The 19422-nt window shown below is 35.6% G+C and carries 14 protein-coding genes, 2 pseudogenes and 1 riboswitch; of the genes and pseudogenes, 12 read left to right on the forward strand and 4 right to left on the reverse strand.

All coding sequences use genetic code 11. The features are described from left to right. Positions 1–255: 255 nt before the first annotated feature. The 5 genes and pseudogenes from AC6CHR_RS15065 to AC6CHR_RS15085 form a co-directional block, all read left to right on the forward strand. A pseudogene (locus AC6CHR_RS15065) lies at positions 256–541 on the forward strand (PTS fructose transporter subunit IIB); the annotation flags it as partial. A 65-nt stretch (positions 542–606) separates the two neighbouring features. After that, a pseudogene (locus tag AC6CHR_RS15070) lies at positions 607–2199 on the forward strand (fructose-specific PTS transporter subunit EIIC); the annotation flags it as partial. 102 nt (positions 2200–2301) lie between these two features. Continuing rightward, positions 2302–2532, forward strand: coding sequence for an excisionase family DNA-binding protein (locus AC6CHR_RS15075; RefSeq protein ID WP_498249884.1), 231 nt, complete (start codon positions 2302–2304; stop codon positions 2530–2532). 220 nt (positions 2533–2752) lie between these two features. After that, a complete protein-coding gene (locus tag AC6CHR_RS15080) occupies positions 2753–3757 on the forward strand; it encodes a BMP family ABC transporter substrate-binding protein (RefSeq protein WP_498249818.1) in 1005 nt (334 codons plus the stop codon). A 27-nt stretch (positions 3758–3784) separates the two neighbouring features. Beyond that, positions 3785–5635 (forward strand): sensor histidine kinase, encoded by a 1851-nt coding sequence (locus AC6CHR_RS15085; RefSeq protein WP_498249819.1) that lies wholly within the window; start codon positions 3785–3787, stop codon positions 5633–5635. 367 nt (positions 5636–6002) lie between these two features. Here AC6CHR_RS15085 and AC6CHR_RS15090 read toward each other — a convergent pair whose 3' ends face one another. Beyond that, positions 6003–7688, reverse strand: coding sequence for a glutamine--tRNA ligase/YqeY domain fusion protein (locus AC6CHR_RS15090; protein WP_498249820.1), 1686 nt, complete (start codon positions 7686–7688; stop codon positions 6003–6005). A 491-nt stretch (positions 7689–8179) separates the two neighbouring features. Between AC6CHR_RS15090 and AC6CHR_RS15095 the strand changes: the two genes are divergently transcribed. The 7 genes from AC6CHR_RS15095 to AC6CHR_RS15125 all read left to right on the forward strand — a co-directional run bounded on the left by AC6CHR_RS15095 (position 8180) and on the right by AC6CHR_RS15125 (position 16656). After that, positions 8180–9415 carry an MFS transporter gene (locus tag AC6CHR_RS15095; RefSeq protein WP_498249821.1) on the forward strand — a complete coding sequence of 412 codons (1236 nt, stop codon included), beginning with the start codon at positions 8180–8182 and terminating at the stop codon, positions 9413–9415. 202 nt (positions 9416–9617) lie between these two features. After that, positions 9618–9724: riboswitch (SAM riboswitch) on the forward strand. 138 nt (positions 9725–9862) lie between these two features. Beyond that, entirely contained in the window at positions 9863–10990 is a 1128-nt protein-coding gene (locus AC6CHR_RS15100; protein ID WP_498249822.1) for a sugar ABC transporter substrate-binding protein, read from the forward strand. A gap of 93 nt (positions 10991–11083) precedes the next feature. Continuing rightward, complete coding sequence (locus AC6CHR_RS15105; protein ID WP_498249823.1) at positions 11084–12589, forward strand: sugar ABC transporter ATP-binding protein; 1506 nt, start codon at positions 11084–11086, stop codon at positions 12587–12589. A 1-nt stretch (position 12590) separates the two neighbouring features. Further along, entirely contained in the window at positions 12591–13592 is a 1002-nt protein-coding gene (locus AC6CHR_RS15110) for an ABC transporter permease (RefSeq protein ID WP_498249825.1), read from the forward strand. Positions 13593–13767: 175 nt separating this feature from the next. After that, positions 13768–15129 carry an aspartate kinase gene (locus AC6CHR_RS15115; RefSeq protein WP_498249826.1) on the forward strand — a complete coding sequence of 454 codons (1362 nt, stop codon included), beginning with the start codon at positions 13768–13770 and terminating at the stop codon, positions 15127–15129. A 299-nt stretch (positions 15130–15428) separates the two neighbouring features. Continuing rightward, positions 15429–16403 (forward strand): carbohydrate kinase family protein, encoded by a 975-nt coding sequence (locus tag AC6CHR_RS15120; protein WP_498249827.1) that lies wholly within the window; start codon positions 15429–15431, stop codon positions 16401–16403. A 121-nt stretch (positions 16404–16524) separates the two neighbouring features. Next, the gene (locus tag AC6CHR_RS15125; protein WP_498249828.1) at positions 16525–16656 is read left to right on the forward strand and encodes a hypothetical protein; all 132 of its coding nucleotides are present in this window, start codon (positions 16525–16527) and stop codon (positions 16654–16656) included. A gap of 109 nt (positions 16657–16765) precedes the next feature. Here AC6CHR_RS15125 and AC6CHR_RS15130 read toward each other — a convergent pair whose 3' ends face one another. The 3 genes from AC6CHR_RS15130 to AC6CHR_RS15140 form a co-directional block, all read right to left on the reverse strand. After that, positions 16766–16900 carry a hypothetical protein gene (locus tag AC6CHR_RS15130; protein WP_498249829.1) on the reverse strand — a complete coding sequence of 45 codons (135 nt, stop codon included), beginning with the start codon at positions 16898–16900 and terminating at the stop codon, positions 16766–16768. Positions 16901–16913: 13 nt separating this feature from the next. Further along, a complete protein-coding gene (locus AC6CHR_RS15135) occupies positions 16914–17138 on the reverse strand; it encodes a hypothetical protein (protein WP_498249830.1) in 225 nt (74 codons plus the stop codon). A gap of 749 nt (positions 17139–17887) precedes the next feature. Continuing rightward, positions 17888–19234: a GntT/GntP/DsdX family permease gene (locus tag AC6CHR_RS15140; protein WP_498249831.1), complete on the reverse strand. Its 1347-nt coding sequence runs from the start codon at positions 19232–19234 to the stop codon at positions 17888–17890. Positions 19235–19422 lie beyond the last annotated feature (188 nt).

Below are 19422 nucleotides of genomic sequence, written 5' to 3' on the forward strand. Positions count from 1 at the left end.
CTAAATAACTAAGCGAAAAGAGCACGAAGATAGGCTTAAACCGTGAAGTAAAGCTATGTACGATAAATAAATAACAATCAATGCGAAAATAACTTTTGTTAAAATGTAGTACTTAACGAAATAATAGTAATGAAAACTTACTAGTTTATCATTCACCATTTCCGTAGCTACGGTAAAAATATTATCTTTTTTTGTCGAATCTTTGAAGTATAGTAAATGTAAGCGATTTAGGATTGCAAATTAGGAGGTTCAAACATGAAACTATTAGCAATTACATCATGCCCAAATGGGATTGCACATACGTATATGGCTGCAGAAAATCTACAAAAAGCAGCAGATAAGTTAGGTATTAATATGAAAGTTGAAACACAAGGTTCAATTGGGGTAGAAAATAAATTTACCGAAGAAGATATTCTAGAAGCTGACGGAATTATTATTGCAGCTGACAAAACGGTTAATAAAGACCGTTTCATTGGTAAAAAAGTGTTGGTTGTCGGCGTGCAAGAGGGAATTCGTCAACCAGAGGAACTTATCGAAAAACATATGAATGATGAGGTAGCGGTCTTAAAAGGTTCTGGTAAGTCTAGTCAGGATCAAGGATCTAAGGATAATAAACAAAATCCAATTTATCGTCACTTAATGAATGGCGTATCTTATATGATTCCGTTTATTGTTATTGGAGGATTATTAATTGCTGTAGCTTTAACACTTGGAGGAGAGAAAACACCTGGTGGTTTAGTTATCCCTGAAGGATCCATTTGGAAAACAATTGAGAGCATTGGGGCTGCATCCTTTACATTCATGATTCCAATTCTAGCAGGATTTATTGCCTATAGTATTGCGGATAGACCGGGTTTAGCACCTGGTATGATCGGTGGTTTTATTGCAGCAAATGGTAGCTTTTATGGAAGTGAAGCAGGTGCAGGTTTCATTGGTGGTATTATTGCAGGTTTCCTAGCAGGTTATGTTGCACTAGCAATTAAAAAAATGAAGGTTCCAAAGGCACTTCAGCCAATTATGCCAATTATTATTATCCCTGTTTTAGCTTCAGTCATTGTGGGATTGGTATTCGTATTTATACTTGGTGCTCCAGTAGCACAGGTTTTTGAATCATTAACAACATGGTTAGCAGGTATGCAAGGCTCAAGTTCAATATTATTGGCGCTAATTCTTGGAGCAATGATTTCCTTTGATATGGGTGGGCCTGTAAATAAAGTAGCATTCCTTTTCGGTTCAGCGATGATTGGTGAAGGTAACTTTGAAATCATGGGTCCAATTGCTGCTGCCATTTGTATTCCACCAATTGGAATGGGACTTGCTACATTCTTAAATAAAAAGAAATATCAAGAATCAGAAAGAGAAGCTGGAAAAGCATCATTTACAATGGGATTATTCGGTATAACTGAGGGGGCAATTCCCTTTGCGGCACAGGATCCACTTCGTGTAATACCAAGTATTATGGTAGGTTCAATGGTTGGATCTGTTATAGCAATGATGGGTAATGTAGGAAACCGTGTAGCGCATGGTGGACCGATTGTCGGTGTACTTGGAGCTGTTGATCATGTTGTCATGTTTTTTGTAGCGATTGCAGTTGGTTCAATCGTTGCGGCTATCGTCGTTAACCTCCTGAAAAAGAATGTAGCTGAGGTAGGGTCAACAGAGGACACCCTAGAAGAGACAATAGAACCAGAAGTAACAGAAGAAACAAGTCAACAGGATACAGAAATAATTCCACAAGATGTAAATAAGTTAACAGATATTACAAGTCTAGAGCTGATTGACATAGATTTACAAGGAAATACACGTGATGATATTATTGATGAAATGATTTCAAAATTAGATTTAGCTGGTGCATTAACATCTAAAGATGAGTTTAAACAAGCAATATTAAGTAGGGAGAATGAAAGTTCAACTGGTATCGGCATGAATATTGCCATTCCACATGGTAAATCAGATTCTGTAACCAAACCGAGGGTAGTATTTGGGATTCAGCAAAACGGAGTTGATTGGAAGAGTCTTGATGGAACAGAAGCAAAATTGATTTTCATGATTGCCGTTCCAAAAACCGGTCAAGGGGACGCTCACTTAAAAATTCTTCAAATGCTATCTCGTAAGTTAATGGATGATACATTTAGAGATCAATTATTAACAGCTAAGTCGAATGAACAGGCTCTTGAATTATTAAGCGAAGTTGAATAAAATATAAGAATAAGCATTTAACTTTAAGGCCTCTCCTAAATACTCTTCAGGAGAGGCCTTTTTACGACTATAATATGATTAAAAATGAGAAGGATGAGTAGAATGTATCTGACAGTTAGCGAAACGGCCGAATATTTAACAATATCAGAGGATGTAGTAAAAACGTTAATACTTCAAAAGAAGATTAGAGCTCTCTACGATGGTGAACACTATTTAATCTACAAGGAGCAATTTCAAACTCATTTTGATCAATTAGAGAAATATAAAATTCTTTATGATGAATACATGAAGGAGACAATTCCTGAGGATATTGATGTAAAAGATGAGGACTAGTTAGTTAATCGTACTAATTAGATGTTAGAAATGGAGTCTGCTAGATAGTAAACTAGTTAACATGAAAATGAGACCTTGTGAGCCTTTTATACACTTTGTCGACAACACGTTAGAGGAATTTGTCGAAATATGTAGATATTTTTAGATATTTGTAGCTGGAACTTCTTTTGTCCGATATAATGTTAATTGAGAATAGATTGATATTAAGGGGCGAAAAAGGGTGCAACAACCTAAACAGATAAAAATAATAGGTATCTTCACAATGATTGTTGTAATAGCTATTATAGGGACAATTATCCTTAAAACTAAAGGAATTATGTTAGAAGCAGAGTCTAGTAGCAGTAATTTGTTGGATAAAACAAAGGTGACAATTTTGACAAATGACGAAATTACAGACCAGAGCTGGGGAAGCTTAGCTTATAAAGGACAATTAAAGATAGAGGAAAAGTATCCAATAAATGTTAAACTTTATAGTAAAGTTAATACAGAGAAAATACTAGATACAGTTACAGAAGCAATCGAAAACGGTTCTAAATTAGTTATAGGTCATGGCCGTGAGTTCTCGGATAGCTTTGCTACAGCAGCACAAACGAATCCTGATGTTCAATTTGTAACAATTCATGGTACAGCTAAACATCCAAATCAAGCAGTATATACGTTTGATCAAGGAGAGCTTGAATACTTTGCTGCATTAGCTGCCTCACTTATGACTAAATCAAATAAAGTAGCAGTCATTTCTCCTTCTGAAAATCAGGAGAAGAATCCTCAGTTTAAAGATGGACTAGCTTATTATAAACCAGAGGCAAGATACTACTATAAATATATTGAAAATAGAGATGACAGCCAACAGGCGAGTAAACTCATGGAGGAGTTACTTGCAGAAGGTGTGGATGTCGTTTATACAAAAGCAAATGCGGCCAATCGAGATGTTATCGAACTAGCAAAAAAAGAAAATATCTATGTAATTGGCTATCTTGATGATCAATCGTATATGGCGAAAGATCTAGTTTTGACAAGTGTTTTAAATGATGTACCTCAAGCATATCTCGCTATTATGGATGACTATTTTAGTGAAGAGGGAATACCATCCGGTAAAGTCATGTTAAATGAAAGCCATGGGGTATATAGCTTAGCTCCCTATGGACCGATGTTTTCCAAAGAAGATCTAGAATTTATTAAAGCAGAAATCAAACGATTTAAAAATGGGGAATTAAAATTTCCTTAACTAGGGTCTAAAGGAAAGGAGATTGTGATGAGGAAATTGTTTAGAAATATGTCATTTCGTGCGAAACTTCTCACAATGCTTCTTTCATTAACCATTGGATTAAGTGGATTTTCCCTAATTCTAGTACATTCGATTGAAGATGTTAATCAAGTAAGTAATAAGATAAAAGGGACAAATATCCCTGAATTAATCTGGTTATCCGAGTTGGAAGAGGAATTAACGATCAAGGAATTTATCGTAAAAAACTATATTGACAACGATCGCTGTTGTAATTTAATAGAAACTTATCAATCTTATGATTCTGAAGGGTTTGATGAGTTAGAAGAAGATTCAGTCCCTGGGGATATGAGTGATTATAAAAGAAGAATGGACTTGCTAGATTTTGTTATCATGAATAATGTACAAGGATTACTAATGTATAACGATAGGAAGTCTGCTGAAGACTACATAAATTCGAAATACTTACCACAGATGGAAGAGTTAAAAGAGGATATTATATTTGCCAAAAAGAATTCTAATGCAAAATTAAATGGCTATTCCAATCGATTTTCAGATATTATTGAAAATTCATTAACGTTGCTCATTTTGATTACAAGTGGAGCAATTTGTTTTTCAATCGTTGTCTCATTTCGAATTAGTGCAAATTTAACTAAACCTGTTGAGACGATGATTGATAAAGTAGATAGGATCGCAAATGGTAGATATGGTTTAACCCTTAATTCAACATCACAAGTAGAGCTTCAGTACTTAACCCAATCGATTAATCAAATGTCATACAAACTCAAAGAGTCGTTTAATACGATTATGAATGATAAGGTTTATCGAGAACAAATATTAAATTCCTTACCTGTAGGGATCATCACGATTAATGATAAAACGAGTGATATATCGTTAAATACTACAGCTATAAAAATATTAAATACCAACGAAGATCAGGTGAAGAAGCGCCTTGTTTTCAATGATGCTATCGAGAATAAAACATTTTGGGATATACTAACCTCCAAGCACACCTATTTGCATACGAAGGTACCTTTTTTGACAGAGGAAGGTCAATTTTTCTTACTCGTTTCTCAAACAGAACTCTTAAATCAGCATAAAAGAGTGATAGGTAGGATCATAAATTTTATTGATATAACTGAAACAGAGGAATTAGAAAAAAGAATGTTTCAATCAGAAAAGTTGGCTGTTGTCGGAGAAATGGCTGCAGGGGCAGCACACGAAATTCGTAATCCATTAACAGTCATCCATGGATTTTTAACTTTAATGCTTCAATCTATATCAGAACAATATAAAGATCAGTATCATTTACCTTTAGTCATGAAGGAAATTGAACGAATTAACGTTATTATTGAAGATATGTTGTTATTATCAAAACCTGGTGCGCCAATCAAAAAGGAAACATATCTTGAGGATATAATGGGAGAAATTCTTCCCCTTATTAGTCAATCTTCTGAGGATGTGGACTTTAATATCGAGTTAGATCGAAATTTGTTATTTGTCGACACAAAACAAATCAAACAGGTATTCCACAATTTGTTAAGAAATAGTATTGAGTCCATGAGTGGGAATGGTACTATTACCATCTATACCGAGGTTACGGAAGTATACTATAAGGTTTATATAAAGGATAGTGGTGGAGGGATACCTGCTTCTATATTAAAGACACTATTTGAACCTTTTTCAAGTTCAAAGGAACATGGTACTGGTTTAGGATTAATGATTGTTAGAAGAATTATCGAAAACCACAAAGGTAGGATTACTTTAGTCGATACATCAAATGAAGGTACAATCTTTTTGATAGAATTGCCATTAACTGATGCAGTCAAAGTAGGAGAAAAAGGTGGCAATAAAGCGTCGTTTTTATCCTTAACCAATTAAAGTAAAGAGCAGATTCCGTAAATTGGGAACCTGCTTTTTTGTTGTATTAGAATTTATATTAGCTTTTTACATCTGTTCATTGCTTAGTGCTTAGTACTGCTCCAGTAGTCCGATTTTGCAAAAGTCGGATGTCGAGCCCCTCGAGGGGGAAAACTAAAGAATTGAAGGTAAAGAACTAGCTTCTATTCATTAGCTTCTTATGCTTGCCTTAAGCTGAACAGGAGCTTCCGCTTTTGATTGACATCCAGCTCCAGCGCCTAGCCCCTCGAGGTCATAAGTCACTAATGAATTGAAGGTAAAGGACAACCTTCTATTCATTAGCGTCTTATGCTTGACGGGGCTGAACAGGCGCTTCCGCTTTTGATTATTATTTCATTTTAAATGAACTTTTTAGTGATACGATTCGGTTGAATACTGTTTTTTCTTTTGTGGTATTCTTGGGATCGACATTAAAGTAACCGTGACGGAAAAATTGAAATTTATCGTGAGCAATGACTTCGTTCATATTAGGCTCGATAAAGCCTTGTAACACTTCTAATGACTTATCATTTACAAAGTCTAAGAATGTTTTTTCTACAGGATCAGAATCCATGTTTTCTGTGTCCTCTGAAGCTGATGTAGTGTTATCTAGGATTAATGGTTCATATAGTCGGAATTCTGCAGGTAGTGCATTCTTTGCATCAACCCAATGGATTGTGCCTTTTACTTTCCGACCAGTAAATCCTGTACCACTCTTTGTTTCAGGATCGTAGGTGCAATGAATTTCTACGACATTGCCATCTGCATCTTTAATGACGTCTTCACATTTAATGAAGTAAGCGTGTTTAAGACGAACTTCATTGCCTGGGAAGAGTCTAAAGTATTTCTTGGGTGGATCTTCCATAAAGTCCTCTTGTTCAATATATATTTCTCGAGAAAATGGAATTTGTCTCATTCCCATTTCAGGTACTTCAGGATTGATTTCAGCATCGAGCATTTCAACTTGATCTTCTGGGTAATTCGTAATCACTACTTTTAAAGGCTTCAAGATCCCCATTGTACGTGGTGCTTTAAGCTTCAAATCCTCTCGAACAAAGTGCTCAAGCATTGCCTCATCCACAGTTCCGGACCCTTTAGAGACACCAGTTTCTTTAACAAATTCACGGATCGATTTAGGTGTGTATCCTTTTCTTCGTAAACCTGAAATAGTAGGCATTCTAGGATCATCCCAGCCGTCTACGAACTTTTCTTCAACAAGCTGCTTTAACTTTCGCTTACTCATAACAGTGTTCGTTATATTCAGGCGACCGAATTCTATTTGTTGAGGTTTATTTTCCATTTCACATTCTTCAATAATCCAATTATAAAGAGGGCGTTGATCTTCGAATTCAGTTGTACATAATGAGTGTGTAATTCCTTCAATTGCATCTTCTAGTGGATGAGCAAAGGCGTACATCGGATAAATACACCATTTCTCACCTGTGTTGTGATGTGCAACATGGGATACACGATAAATAACTGGGTCACGCAGATTAATGTTAGGTGAAGACATGTCAATTTTGGCACGTAATACCTTTTCTCCATTTCCAAATTCACCATTGCGCATCCGTTCAAATAATTGAATGCTTTCTTCAACAGAACGATTTCTAAATGGGCTTTCTTTCCCAGGCTCTGTCAGTGTTCCACGGTATTGTCTTATTTCATCCGCGGTTAAGTCATCGACATATGCTTTACCTTTTTTAATAAGAAGAATTGCGCGATTGTACATCTCCTCAAAGTAATCAGAGGCAAAAAACAATCCATCCCACTCATATCCGAGCCATTCAACATCTTTTTTTATGGATTCAACGTATTCAGTATCCTCTTTTAAAGGATTCGTATCATCAAATCTTAGGTTTGTTTTTCCGTTAAAGTCATCTGCTAATCCAAAGTTAATAACAATTGATTTTGCATGACCAATATGTAGATAGCCATTCGGTTCTGGTGGGAACCTTGTGTACACATTCTCTCTTTTTCCAGTTTCTAGGTCCTCTTTAATAATACTTCTTATAAAGTTTGAGGAGTTGTGTTCCAAATCAGATCAAACCTTTCTATTGATTGAGAGTCAGGGAGGGTTTCCCTGCTGAAACTTATTATTATGTCCAACTCAGTAGACGAATTTGGGCTTACAGTCATACTGTTAATTGCTTTCAATTTAGTTGTGTCTGCTAATACACTAAAGCCGTTATCGTAAAAATAAGTACTGCTTACTATTATACCAATAGATAAGCAAAAGGTTAATTTACTTAGTCAATTAGTAGTAATAGTATATATATTTGCTTTATAAATCAACCTTCATAAACGAATTTATTTTATCAATAGGCTCTTTTCTAAAACTTTTTCATACTAAAAGGAAATCTAGCTATTCTTCAGAGGAAGTAAAAGGTAAATTATTAGCTTGTTAACGTATCTATTACATCTAAAGTTGAAATTAATTAGTAAATAAAAGGAATTTTTTAGGCTGTGGGGAATTATTATATATGGTGCACAAGTGAATGAAGATCGTTGAAAAGTGGAGGAAAGAAAATGAATCAAGAAACGGGATTTAAGGACTTTATCAGTAATCGGTTTGTTAGAGCAATCCTTCTTTCTGGCCTGTTTTTACAGCTAGGTATATGGGTAAGGAATTTTGCTGTTTTACTATTTATTATGGAACAAACAAATGAAGATCCTTTGGCAGTTTCACTAATTTCCGTAGCTGAATATGCGCCTATTTTTATCTTTTCGATAATAGGTGGGACATTTGCAGATAGATGGATGCCGAAGAAAACGATGGTATGGTGTGATCTATTAAGTGCCATTTCCGTATTTGTTGTTTTGTTAACATTAATATTTGCAACATGGAAAGCTGTGTTTTTTGCTATGCTTATTTCTTCAATATTATCTCAGTTTTCTCAGCCTTCTGGTATGAAACTTTTTAAGATTCATATTCCTGAGTCCCAGCTTCAAATGGGGATGTCCATTTACCAAACAATGTTTGCCTTTTTTATGATTATCGGACCAGTAATTGGAGCATTCGTATTTCAACAATTTGGGATTGAAGTTTCGATAGCCATTACAGGGGTTATGTTTATCCTTTCAGCTGTTGCGCTTCTATTCTTGCCTGCGGATAAGATTGTAGAAGAAAGTTCCGACAAGACGACGGTTATAGAAGAGTTCATCCAGGGGTTTAAATATGTAAAACAAAATAGATTTTTAGTGATATTGGGCACCAATTTTTTTGTAGCAGGGTTAGCTGTGGGGTTAATACAACCGTTAGGTATCTTTATCGTGACACAGCAACTTAATATGGATAAAGAATTTGTTCAATGGTTTATGGCAATTAACGGTGTAGCGATGATAATAGGTGGCGGTATCGCCTTAGCACTATCAAAAAAGATCGCGCCTATTCGAATGCTTGCAGCGGGGATGCTTGTAAATGCAGTCATGATTTCAATCATTGGCTTCTCAGAAATTCTCTTGATCTCATTAATTGCGCAGTTTTTTACAGGGTTGATGATGCCAGCTATTCAAATTAGTATCAATACTATGATTCTTCAAAATGCAGAAGAATCATTTGTAGGCAGAGTTAACGGGATTATGACGCCTCTTTTTATGGGGGCAATGGTAATAATGATGAGTCTAGCAGGTGTACTGAAACAAATAGTTGGTCTGGTTGTATCATATCAGGTTTCAGCAATTTGTATGGCAATTGGTGTAATTCTTGTTCTACCACTGGTACTGAATCGACCAATGAAAAAACAAGTCAAAGTAAATATATAGATAAGAATTGTATTGATAATGAAGTAATAAAAATATTCAAAAAACAGTTGACAAACCTTTGATACACCTTTAGAGTGAATATATTCTTTCGTTTACTTAAGGTTGTATTCGCAAAGATTGTTGCTTTATCGTACATAGCTTTACTTCACGGTTTAAGCAATTATCTTTTAGAAAAGATCCTAACCTAAACAGCATATGCAATCTCTTATCAAGAGTGGCAGAGGGACTGGCCCGTTGACGCCCAGCAACCGTTCTATTTTGAATTGGTGCTAAATCCTGCAAAACCTAGTTGGTTTTGAAAGATAAGAGAGGAGTCTCCTTATATAAATGTGGTGAAACCTCTCTTTTTTTGAGAGGTTTTTTACGTTTAAAATTAAGTGAAAGCGAAGTTGTTTTATAAGGTATCTTAACAAAAGAAAATAAACAGCAAAAGGGAGTCAAACAGATATGAAAAACAAAGTAGTTAAATCAGCACTTATCTTCATTCTTGCATTTACGTTATTACTGACAGGTTGTTCTTCAAATGGTGGAGAAACGGCTGAAACAGTTAAAAGAAAGGGCAACCCTGACGTTTCATTAGAAAATGTTCCTGAGCGTTTTGCTAAAGGTGAAGGGGCTAAAATAAAAGTTATCCGAAAAATTGGTGGCGATGATCACACAGCACAATTCTTAGCAGGTGCAAAAGAAGAAGGAGAAGCGTTAGGCTTCCAAGTTGATGTTTTTACAGCGAATGGCGATACTGCAAAATTTCATGACGCGATAGCACAAGGGTTAGAAGAGGATTATGACGGTTTTATTATTTCACATGGTGATGACGATGCAACAACTGCAGAGGTTCAAAAGCTGATTGATGCAGGGAAAAGTGTTGTTACTTTTGACTCTACAGAGGAACTAGCTACTATTGAAGGTGTAACTTTAACCTCACAAGATGATGAAGCACTTGCAACATTAGCATTAGACCAACTTATTAAAGACACAAGTGGTGAAGCAAATATTATCTATCTGTGGGTTGATGGGTTTCCGCCAATGGTTAGACGGAATAAAGTTTATCAAGAAACATTAGATGCTAACCCAAGTATTAAAGAAATAGAACGTTTTGGAATAGCATCAGCAGATACATCAGTACAAACACAAAATGCTGTAGCGGCAATGCTGAATAAACATCCTAAAGGTGAAATAGACGCAATATTTGCAACATGGGATGCATTTGCAATTGGTGCTGCCCGTGCAATCAAAGAAGCTGGTAGAGACGAAATTAAGATATATGGTATCGATGTCTCAAATGCCGATCTACAAGAAATTCAGGACCAAAAAAGTTCATGGAAATACACTGCAGCAGTTGATCCTAAATTAATAGGGGCAGTAGACATGAGATTATTAGCGAAAAAATTAGCAGGAGAAGAGACACCAGCAACTTACAACTTAGAGGCATCACTTATTTCTCAAGATGCACTAGTAGAGTCTAGTGATCCTATAAATATGGTTAATCTTGCAGACACGATTGAAGGATGGGGACAATCGACAGCATTTGAAGAAGACTGGATGAAAACATTAAAAGAATACTATAAAAAATAATTTCAGTAGAATTAGAGAAGACACTCTCTTTATACATTTTAAGAGAGTGTTTCCTGTTAGTTACATATCTAAAACGAGTTAGGAGGCAAACTGATGAAAAATCATGTGGTAGATATGAAAAATATATCTATTGAATTCCCTGGTGTAAAAGCATTAAATACCGTTAATTTCACAATGAAAAGTGGTACTACGCATGCTCTTATCGGAGCTAACGGTGCTGGGAAATCAACATTGATGAAGGTTTTATCAGGAGCCTATAATCACTATACCGGGGATATATTTATCAATGATATGAGTATGGACATTAGAACACCAAAGGATGCGCATAACAACGGAATTCAGATTGTCCATCAAGAGGTAGATACAGCGCTCATTCCTTATTTGACTGTCGGAGAGAATATTATGCTTTCAAGTACAGTTAATGCTATGGGAAAAAGACAATTTATCAACTGGAGAAACATCCACAACCAAGCAACAGACATCTTATCGAGTTTACATATTGATGTATCCTCTAAAAAATTAGTTAGTGAGTTAACACTAGCAGAAAAACAAATGGTATTAATTGCACGGACAGTTTCGACGAATAGTAAATTCTTAATTTTAGATGAACCAACAGCACCACTAAGTCATTCCGAAACGAATGAGTTATTCCGAATTGTTAAAGAACTTAAAAGAAAAAATGTAGGTATTATCTTTATTTCACATCGACTTCCGGAGATTTTTGAAATTTGTGATGAGATTACGATCATGAGAAATGGAGAGTTAGTTAGACATGATCTTGTTGCTGAGGTAACAACCAATCAAGTGATTGAACACATGCTAGGAAGAGAACTACAGGAACAATTCCCCAAAAAGCTAACCAGTATCGGTGAACCGTTCTTTGAAGTTGTTCATCTTTTTGATAAGGATAAGTTGAAAAATATATCCTTAACTGTTAAAAAAGGTGAAATTATTGGACTAGCTGGTTTAGTTGGCGCTGGAAAAACGGAATTGTGTAAGGCATTATTTGGTGAAACAAAAATTAAGGCAGGTACTGTAAAGGTAGATGGGAAGGAATTACGGTTAACAAATCCTCATCAAGCAGTTAAGCAAGGAATTGCTTTAGTGCCTGAAGAAAGAAGAAAAGAAGGTATTCTTGTAACAGAGTCTGTTTCAACGAATCTAACAGTAGCAAACTTAGGGTATTTTACGAAACGGTTTAGTTTTCTAAATAAAAAGCTAGAAAAGCAAAAAGCATTAGAGCTAATCGAAAGCTTAGGAATCAAAACGCCTTCAGAGCAATCAATTGTCCAAAACCTATCGGGTGGTAACCAGCAAAAAATCGCGATAGGAAAATGGTTAAATGCTGATGCAGATGTTTACATCTTTGATGAGCCGACAAAAGGGGTAGATGTCGGTGCAAAGAAGGATATTTTTGATTTAATTTATGCACTAGCAAGTAAAGGGAAAGCTATTATTTATGCTTCTTCTGAGCTATCTGAAATTATTGGCATTACCAACCGTTTATATGTTTTATATGATGGACAGGTTGTGAAAGAATTAGAGACTCATTTAACCAACGAAGAAGAGTTACTATTTTACTCAACAGGAGGCAAGTAGGATGAATCATTCAAATCCTGTACAAGATAATCTATCTATTAAAAGATCATTCGACTTTTTCCAATTCTTTTATAAATATGGTACAATTCTAACAATTTTTATCCTAATTGTTGTTTTTGCGACTTCTAATCCGACATTTATTCAAAGTAATAATCTTATCAATATTTTACGGTCTATTTCGATTGTCACGATTATAGCAATTGGGATAACGATTTCGTTATCAGTCAATGGCTTTGATTTATCAGTAGGTTCAGTAGCATCCTTATCAAATGCCATTGTCATTTCAATGTTTGTTTGGTTTTCTCAGGACACAGTGATTGCTATTTTTGCTGCAATTGTCGCAGCATTACTTGTTGGGCTATTAAACGCCTTGATTATTGTGAAATTAAAGGTACCTGATATGTTAATGACCTTAGCAACAATGTTCATTGTTCAAGGAATTGCACTCACCTATACGAAGGGTGCGACAGTGTCGCAAAATATGGTTATGCCAGACGGTACATTTTCTACTGGAATCATTAGTCCCATTTTTGAAAAAATAGGTCAAGTTCCATGGATTATTATCATCATGGTCATTGTTGTTATCGTCGTCCATATTTTTCTCACCTATACGAAGCATGGCCGCTATATGTATGTAATCGGTGGAAATATTGAAGCAGCTAGATTATCAGGTATTCCTGTGAATAAGTATAAAATCATTGCTTATTTGTTATCAGCACTGTTTGCTTCGATTGGTGGAATCGTATTGGCATCTCGTGTTATGACAGCTGAAATTAATGCTGGTTCTCCGTACTTAATGGACGCTGTAGCTGCCGCATTTATTGGTTCGTCGGTATTAGGAGCTGGTAAACCAAACGCATTTGGCACATTTGTCGGAGCAGTATTAATTGGTATTCTCCAGAATGGGCTAGTTATGATGTCAGTCCCCTATTATGCTATGGATATTGTAAAAGGTACTGTTCTAGCATTTGCACTGGTTCTTACCTACTATAAACAAAAATAAAAGGGTATATATAGTAATAATACTATGCTGATACCCTTTTAATCGAGTGGTGTTGTGTCCCTTTCAAGAATACAAATGTACTCCTGAAGGAGAAACCCCTTGATTATTTAGTGAAAACAAGCGATAATTAAAATTAAAATTTGACAGAAAATTTTAAATTGTAGGAGTTGTCTAAATGAAAGTCGTAAAGTTTGGTGGTTCTTCTTTAGCTTCAGGGGAACAACTTAATAAAGTCTTACAAATTGTTGTATCAGATTCAGATAGAAAGGTCGTTGTCGTCTCAGCTCCAGGGAAACGTTTTTCGGACGATATCAAAGTTACCGACTTACTAATAGAGTGTGCACAGAGATACTTGGCTAATGAAAATGCTGAGGACCTTTTTGAAATAATTATTGATAGATACGCAAGTATTGCAAAAGAATTAACTATTTCATTAGAGATTGTAGAAACCATTTCAAAGGATTTAACAACTCTCCTTAATGCTGATAAAAGTAAACCTGAGCGTTACTTAGATGCAATTAAAGCAAGTGGCGAGGATAATAACGCTAAGCTTATTGCAGCCTATTTCCAACATAGTGGTGTGGACGCTCATTATGTCAATCCAAAAGAAGCCGGTTTGTTAGTGTCGGATGAACCAGGAAATGCACAGGTTCTACCAGAATCATATGAGAACTTATATAAGCTTCGTGACCGTAAAGGGATTATCGTTTTTCCAGGTTTCTTTGGTTACAGTAAAAGTGGAGAAGTGTTAACTTTCTCTAGAAGTGGGTCAGATATTACAGGATCTATTTTAGCAAACGGTATTAAGGCAGATTTATATGAAAATTTTACAGACGTTGATGCTGTCTATTCTGTTAATCCAACAATTGTTAAAAATCCAAAAGAAATTAAAGAGCTAACATACCGTGAAATGCGTGAACTTTCATACGCAGGTTTTTCTGTTTTCCATGATGAAGCACTTATTCCAGCATTTCGAGCGGGTATTCCGGTAAATGTAAAAAATACAAATAATCCATCGGCCCCGGGTACAAGAATTGTTAATGAACGTGCGAATTCAAATGGGCCAGTCATAGGGATTGCTAGTGATGAAGGCTTTTGTAGCATTTATGTTAGCAAATACTTAATGAATAGAGAAATCGGCTTTGGTCGTAGATTACTGCAAATATTAGAGGATAACGGATTAACGTATGAACATGTCCCATCTGGCATTGATGATGTGACTGTGATCTTAAGACAGAAACAAATGAATAAACAAGTTGAAAAGGAAATTGTAGAACGCATTATGACAGAACTTCAAGCTGATGAGGTAATCATTGAGCATGATCTAGTCTTAATAATGGTTGTAGGTGAAGGCATGAGACATAATGTCGGGACAACTGCACGAGCAGCTAAAGCACTTGCAGATGCTGGAGTGAACATTGAAATGATTAATCAAGGTTCATCAGAGGTAAGCATGATGTTTGGTGTCAAAGAGCCGCAAGAAAAACATGCTGTCCAAGCTTTATACAATGAATTTTTTGTTGCAGTACCTGTTTAAGATAGGCTCTTTAAAAGTTTATTGCCTCATCTTGAAGCTATCTCCATAAGGAAGAGCACTAAAATGTACTTTAATCGTGTACATTAGTACTTTGTGAAGCAAACAGCCTTAGGGTAAGAATAAATAAAGGAACGACAATGGGTCATGAATGAAGTGATCCAGTGTCTTTTTTTTGCAAATAAATGCTATCCTTATAAGCTAGCTTCTAGAGTAGCTATTTTTAAAAGAATAGTGAGCAGTTTATGCTATAGTAAATATATCAGAAATGTTGAGCCTATATAAAAAAGAGGTGACCAAATATGGCAGGATTATTTGCAATTGGAGAAGTGCTAATTGACTTTATTCCAGAACAAAAGGGCAAAGATTTAAAGGATGTTGTTTCTTTTGAACGAGTAGCGGGAGGTGCACCTGCTAATGTTGCAGCTGCTGTAGCAATCGCAGGGGGGACAGCCTCCATGATAACCAAGCTTGGTGTAGATGCTTTTGGTGACTTTTTAGTAGAAACCTTAAATCAAGTTGGAGTAAATACTAAACATATATTTAGAACAAAGGATGCAAATACAGCTCTAGCTTTTGTATCACTAAAAGAAGATGGGGAAAGAGATTTTTCCTTTTATCGTAATCCCTCTGCTGACCTTTTATTAACAGAAGAAGAAATGAATGAGGATTGGTTTAATGAAGGGGATATTCTCCATTTCTGTTCCGTTGATTTAGTTGAAAGTCCAATGAAGCATGCTCACTCAAAGGCGATTCGTTTTGCTAAAGAGAAGGGGGCGATCGTTAGTTTTGATCCAAATGTTCGTCTACCGTTATGGGAGGATCCTACTGATTGCCGAAATACGATTCTTCAATTTATCCCTGAAGCTCATATTGTGAAAATTTCGGATGAGGAATTATCCTTCATTACAGGAATAACGAATGAGCAGGATGCAATTGACTCCCTATTTGTAGGAAATGTAAAAGTCGTTCTGTTTACTAAAGGTTCAAAGGGAGCAGATCTTTATGTGAATGGAGAATGCTATCAATCATCAGGATATCCAGTTTCTGTTCAAGATACGACAGGTGCAGGAGACGCCTTTATCGGTGGCTTTTTATATAAACTATTAGAAAAGAACGTCACAATAGAAAAACTAACATCTGTTTTACAGGAAGACCATCGAGATATTTTGTCCTATGCGAACGCTAGTGGAGCCTTAACAACGACTGGAAAAGGAGCAATGTCATCAATACCGACGAAAGAACAAGTTTATAAATTAATGAAGGAACATAGTTGATCAATCTCAGGGAATGAGAGTGGAAGAAATATAAGTCTGTCCTGACCTAACTTCATGATATGATGTTAGGTCATTTTTAAATTTTATATTAAAGAAGCTGCTATATATATATGGCACAAGCTTGAGGAGCCATCTAAAAATAGGTGAAGTACAACAATTAACCGACAAAATGGATCTAAAGGATGAACGGAACAGCGGGGTAATAGGATTAATCGATCAAAATAAACGTTTGTTTAACACCACAATCATTTAAGCTAATTCGTATTACTAGATTTTAATCTTGATATTGGAAGGGAATATCATTTAAGATTAGTTATAAAAAAAGGAAATGAGACGGACAAATGTCTGTCTCACGATTTTGGTTATTTGTTCGCTTGCGTATGTTTGAAGGATTTTTTTTTCGTTGCATTCTGCCTGTTTAAAACAAATTTTGAAGATGCTAGCGTTTTAGAAGGTAAATTATTGTTAGGTGCTGCTTGCTCATTCCAATCTGACATATGATCCACCTCTTTATTCTTGTGGTTTTTTACCTCTCATTAGCTTTTCAAATTGAGTCATCTCAGGATCAAGTATCGGTTGATGTTTAAAGGGATTTTTTTGCTGAGTAAATTCAGGGTCAGCATTCAGGGTAATTCCCATTTGTGACCCGGTCGTAGATAAAGGATCGTTTATAATCGATTCCTTTTTCCCATCCTGATGAGGAGTTACCTCCGAATGTAAATCTCTTTGATCCATCTGATCATCTCCTTATTGAAAAATAACTATTTGTATAGTACTAGGATCTGCTAGTTTGTGTTACTTATGCGCTGATTGTCGGGTTTTACTTGTATTGCTTTTAAAATGGGAGTATACCTTGAGCCATAAATAAGATTAATACGTCCGCTTATTTATTTTGTCCACAAACCAAGATAATCGAGCGAGAAGAGGAGATAGTGTTGAATGGGCGGGATGTAATTATTAAGAAAGTGTGTTCACCTTACATTAAATAAATATAGGTTAAAGGTCTTCCATTGTCTGCAAGACCTTTTCTTTTGTGTATAGATATCTATTTGATCTGAAAATTTGAATACCAGTATCAATTTTGATAATCTTTCAGACACTGATTGCTAGAAGAGTTCCTATTTAATTTAAGGCTATTTTCGCAAAGATTTGTTGTTTTCCGTACAAAGTACTAATGTACACGTTTTAAGGATATCTTCGTGCTCATTTCGCTAAATTAGTCTGATATCCCTTTAGACATAGCTTCAATTTAGATCATAAAAATCCAAAAGCCGATTTTTATTCGTACTAGAGCAACAAACTTTAGAAAAGAGCTTAATTTAATGATTAAACCAAACAGTCCAAAATAAAAATACTTGTCGAGGAGCCTATATATATGACTTCCTCGTCAAGCAATTAATTTCTCAAGTTTACTAATTTTTCGTTATAGACTAGAAAAACTATTTATCAAAAAGAGTCATTAATTTGTGCCTTTATCTAAATCCTTAGATAAAGAAACTAATAAGCAGTGACACGCCAAATCCGACAAAGGCAATAATTGTTTCCATTACTGTCCAAGATAAAAGTGTCTCTTTTTCAGTTAAGCCAAAGAATCGGTTAACCATCCAGAAGCCTGAGTCATTTACGTGAGAAGCAATAGTTGCTCCTGATGCAATCGTAATAACTAGTAATGCAAGCATTGGCCCACCAATAGCAAGAGAGTCAATGATGGGTGAAATTAAACTTGCTGTAGTAATCATTGCAACCGTAGCTGAACCCTGAGCGATTCTAATAGCAGAAGCAATTAAGAATGCGAAAATAATAATCGGTACATTTAAGTTAGACATTGTATTAGCTAAAACCTCTCCAACACCTGTTTCAACCAACACTTGACCAAATACACCGCCGGCTCCGGTAATGAGGATTATTATCCCAGCTGGTTCCAAGGATTTTGTAGCAATGTTTTGAATTTCTTCTTTTGTGTAGCCTCTTCTAGTTCCTAATAGATAAAACGTTAGAAGTGCTGTAATAGTTAAAGCAACACCGGGGTCCCCGATAAATGACATAATTGTTCTAACTGTATTTCCTTCTTCAAGTACTGCTGAAAGTACAGTGTTTAATAATATAAGTAAGAGAGGCAGTCCTACTAACGTAGCAATCATGCCAAAGCTAGGTAATTCTTTTTCATTCTTAGTTTTTTCCATTTCAGGAATCATATATTCCGGAACAGTAACATGTATTTTCTTTGATATATACGTTCCGAAGATTGGCCCTGCAATAATGGCAGCAGGAATACCTGCCATAAGACCAAATAAGATTACCCAACCAATGTTTGCACCAAGTAGGGATGATACGGCAATTGGTCCTGGCGTTGGTGGAACAAAACTATGGGTCACCGCAAGACCGGCTAGTAATGGGATACCATAAAACAATAATGACTTCTTTGTTTTACGAGCTAAACTATATAATATAGGAACGAGAATGACAAAGGCAACATCGAGAAAAACTGGAATCGAAATAATAAATCCTGTCAGCATTAAAGCCCAGTTTACTCTTTTTTCTCCAAACTTCTTCATTAATGTAAGAGCAAGTCTTTCTGCTCCTCCAGAAACCTTCAAGATCTCACCAAACATGGCTCCAATCCCAATTATTACTGCAATTTCTCCAACTGTTCCACCCATACCATCTTGTACGGCTTTTATTACTTCTGCGGGACTTAATCCCGCTACTAAGCCCACAATATAACTAACTAGGATTAATGCCAAAAATGCTTGTAATTTGGTACGCATGACAAGAAATAACAATAGTGCTACACCAAAGACTGCAATAAGAATTAAAGAACTTCCAGTCATATAATATCCCCCTTAATTGAATCACATATGGAATTTACGTTTATATATGTGATTTATAGTTCACATCGTAACACATCATTGAAAGCGCTTCAACCAAATGTTAATAATTAAAGGATACTAGATTATAGTTGACGAAAAGGGTAACGAATGATAGAGTTTCAGTAAATCACAAATATAATTTAAAATTC

The organism is Metabacillus sp. GQ13 (assembly GCF_059758525.1).

Bases quoted from the DNA above. Each gene is read 5' to 3' on its own strand.
- AC6CHR_RS15075 (WP_498249884.1), top strand. From the start codon at position 2,302: ATGTATCTGACAGTTAGCGAAACGGCCGAATATTTAACAATATCAGAG.
- AC6CHR_RS15085 (WP_498249819.1), top strand. From the start codon at position 3,785: ATGAGGAAATTGTTTAGAAATATGTCATTTCGTGCGAAACTTCTCACA.
- AC6CHR_RS15095 (WP_498249821.1), top strand. From the start codon at position 8,180: ATGAATCAAGAAACGGGATTTAAGGACTTTATCAGTAATCGGTTTGTT.
- AC6CHR_RS15100 (WP_498249822.1), top strand. From the start codon at position 9,863: ATGAAAAACAAAGTAGTTAAATCAGCACTTATCTTCATTCTTGCATTT.
- AC6CHR_RS15105 (WP_498249823.1), top strand. From the start codon at position 11,084: ATGAAAAATCATGTGGTAGATATGAAAAATATATCTATTGAATTCCCT.
- AC6CHR_RS15110 (WP_498249825.1), top strand. From the start codon at position 12,591: ATGAATCATTCAAATCCTGTACAAGATAATCTATCTATTAAAAGATCA.
- AC6CHR_RS15115 (WP_498249826.1), top strand. From the start codon at position 13,768: ATGAAAGTCGTAAAGTTTGGTGGTTCTTCTTTAGCTTCAGGGGAACAA.
- AC6CHR_RS15120 (WP_498249827.1), top strand. From the start codon at position 15,429: ATGGCAGGATTATTTGCAATTGGAGAAGTGCTAATTGACTTTATTCCA.
- AC6CHR_RS15130 (WP_498249829.1), bottom strand. From the start codon at position 16,900: ATGTCAGATTGGAATGAGCAAGCAGCACCTAACAATAATTTACCTTCT.
- AC6CHR_RS15135 (WP_498249830.1), bottom strand. From the start codon at position 17,138: ATGGATCAAAGAGATTTACATTCGGAGGTAACTCCTCATCAGGATGGG.
- AC6CHR_RS15140 (WP_498249831.1), bottom strand. From the start codon at position 19,234: ATGACTGGAAGTTCTTTAATTCTTATTGCAGTCTTTGGTGTAGCACTA.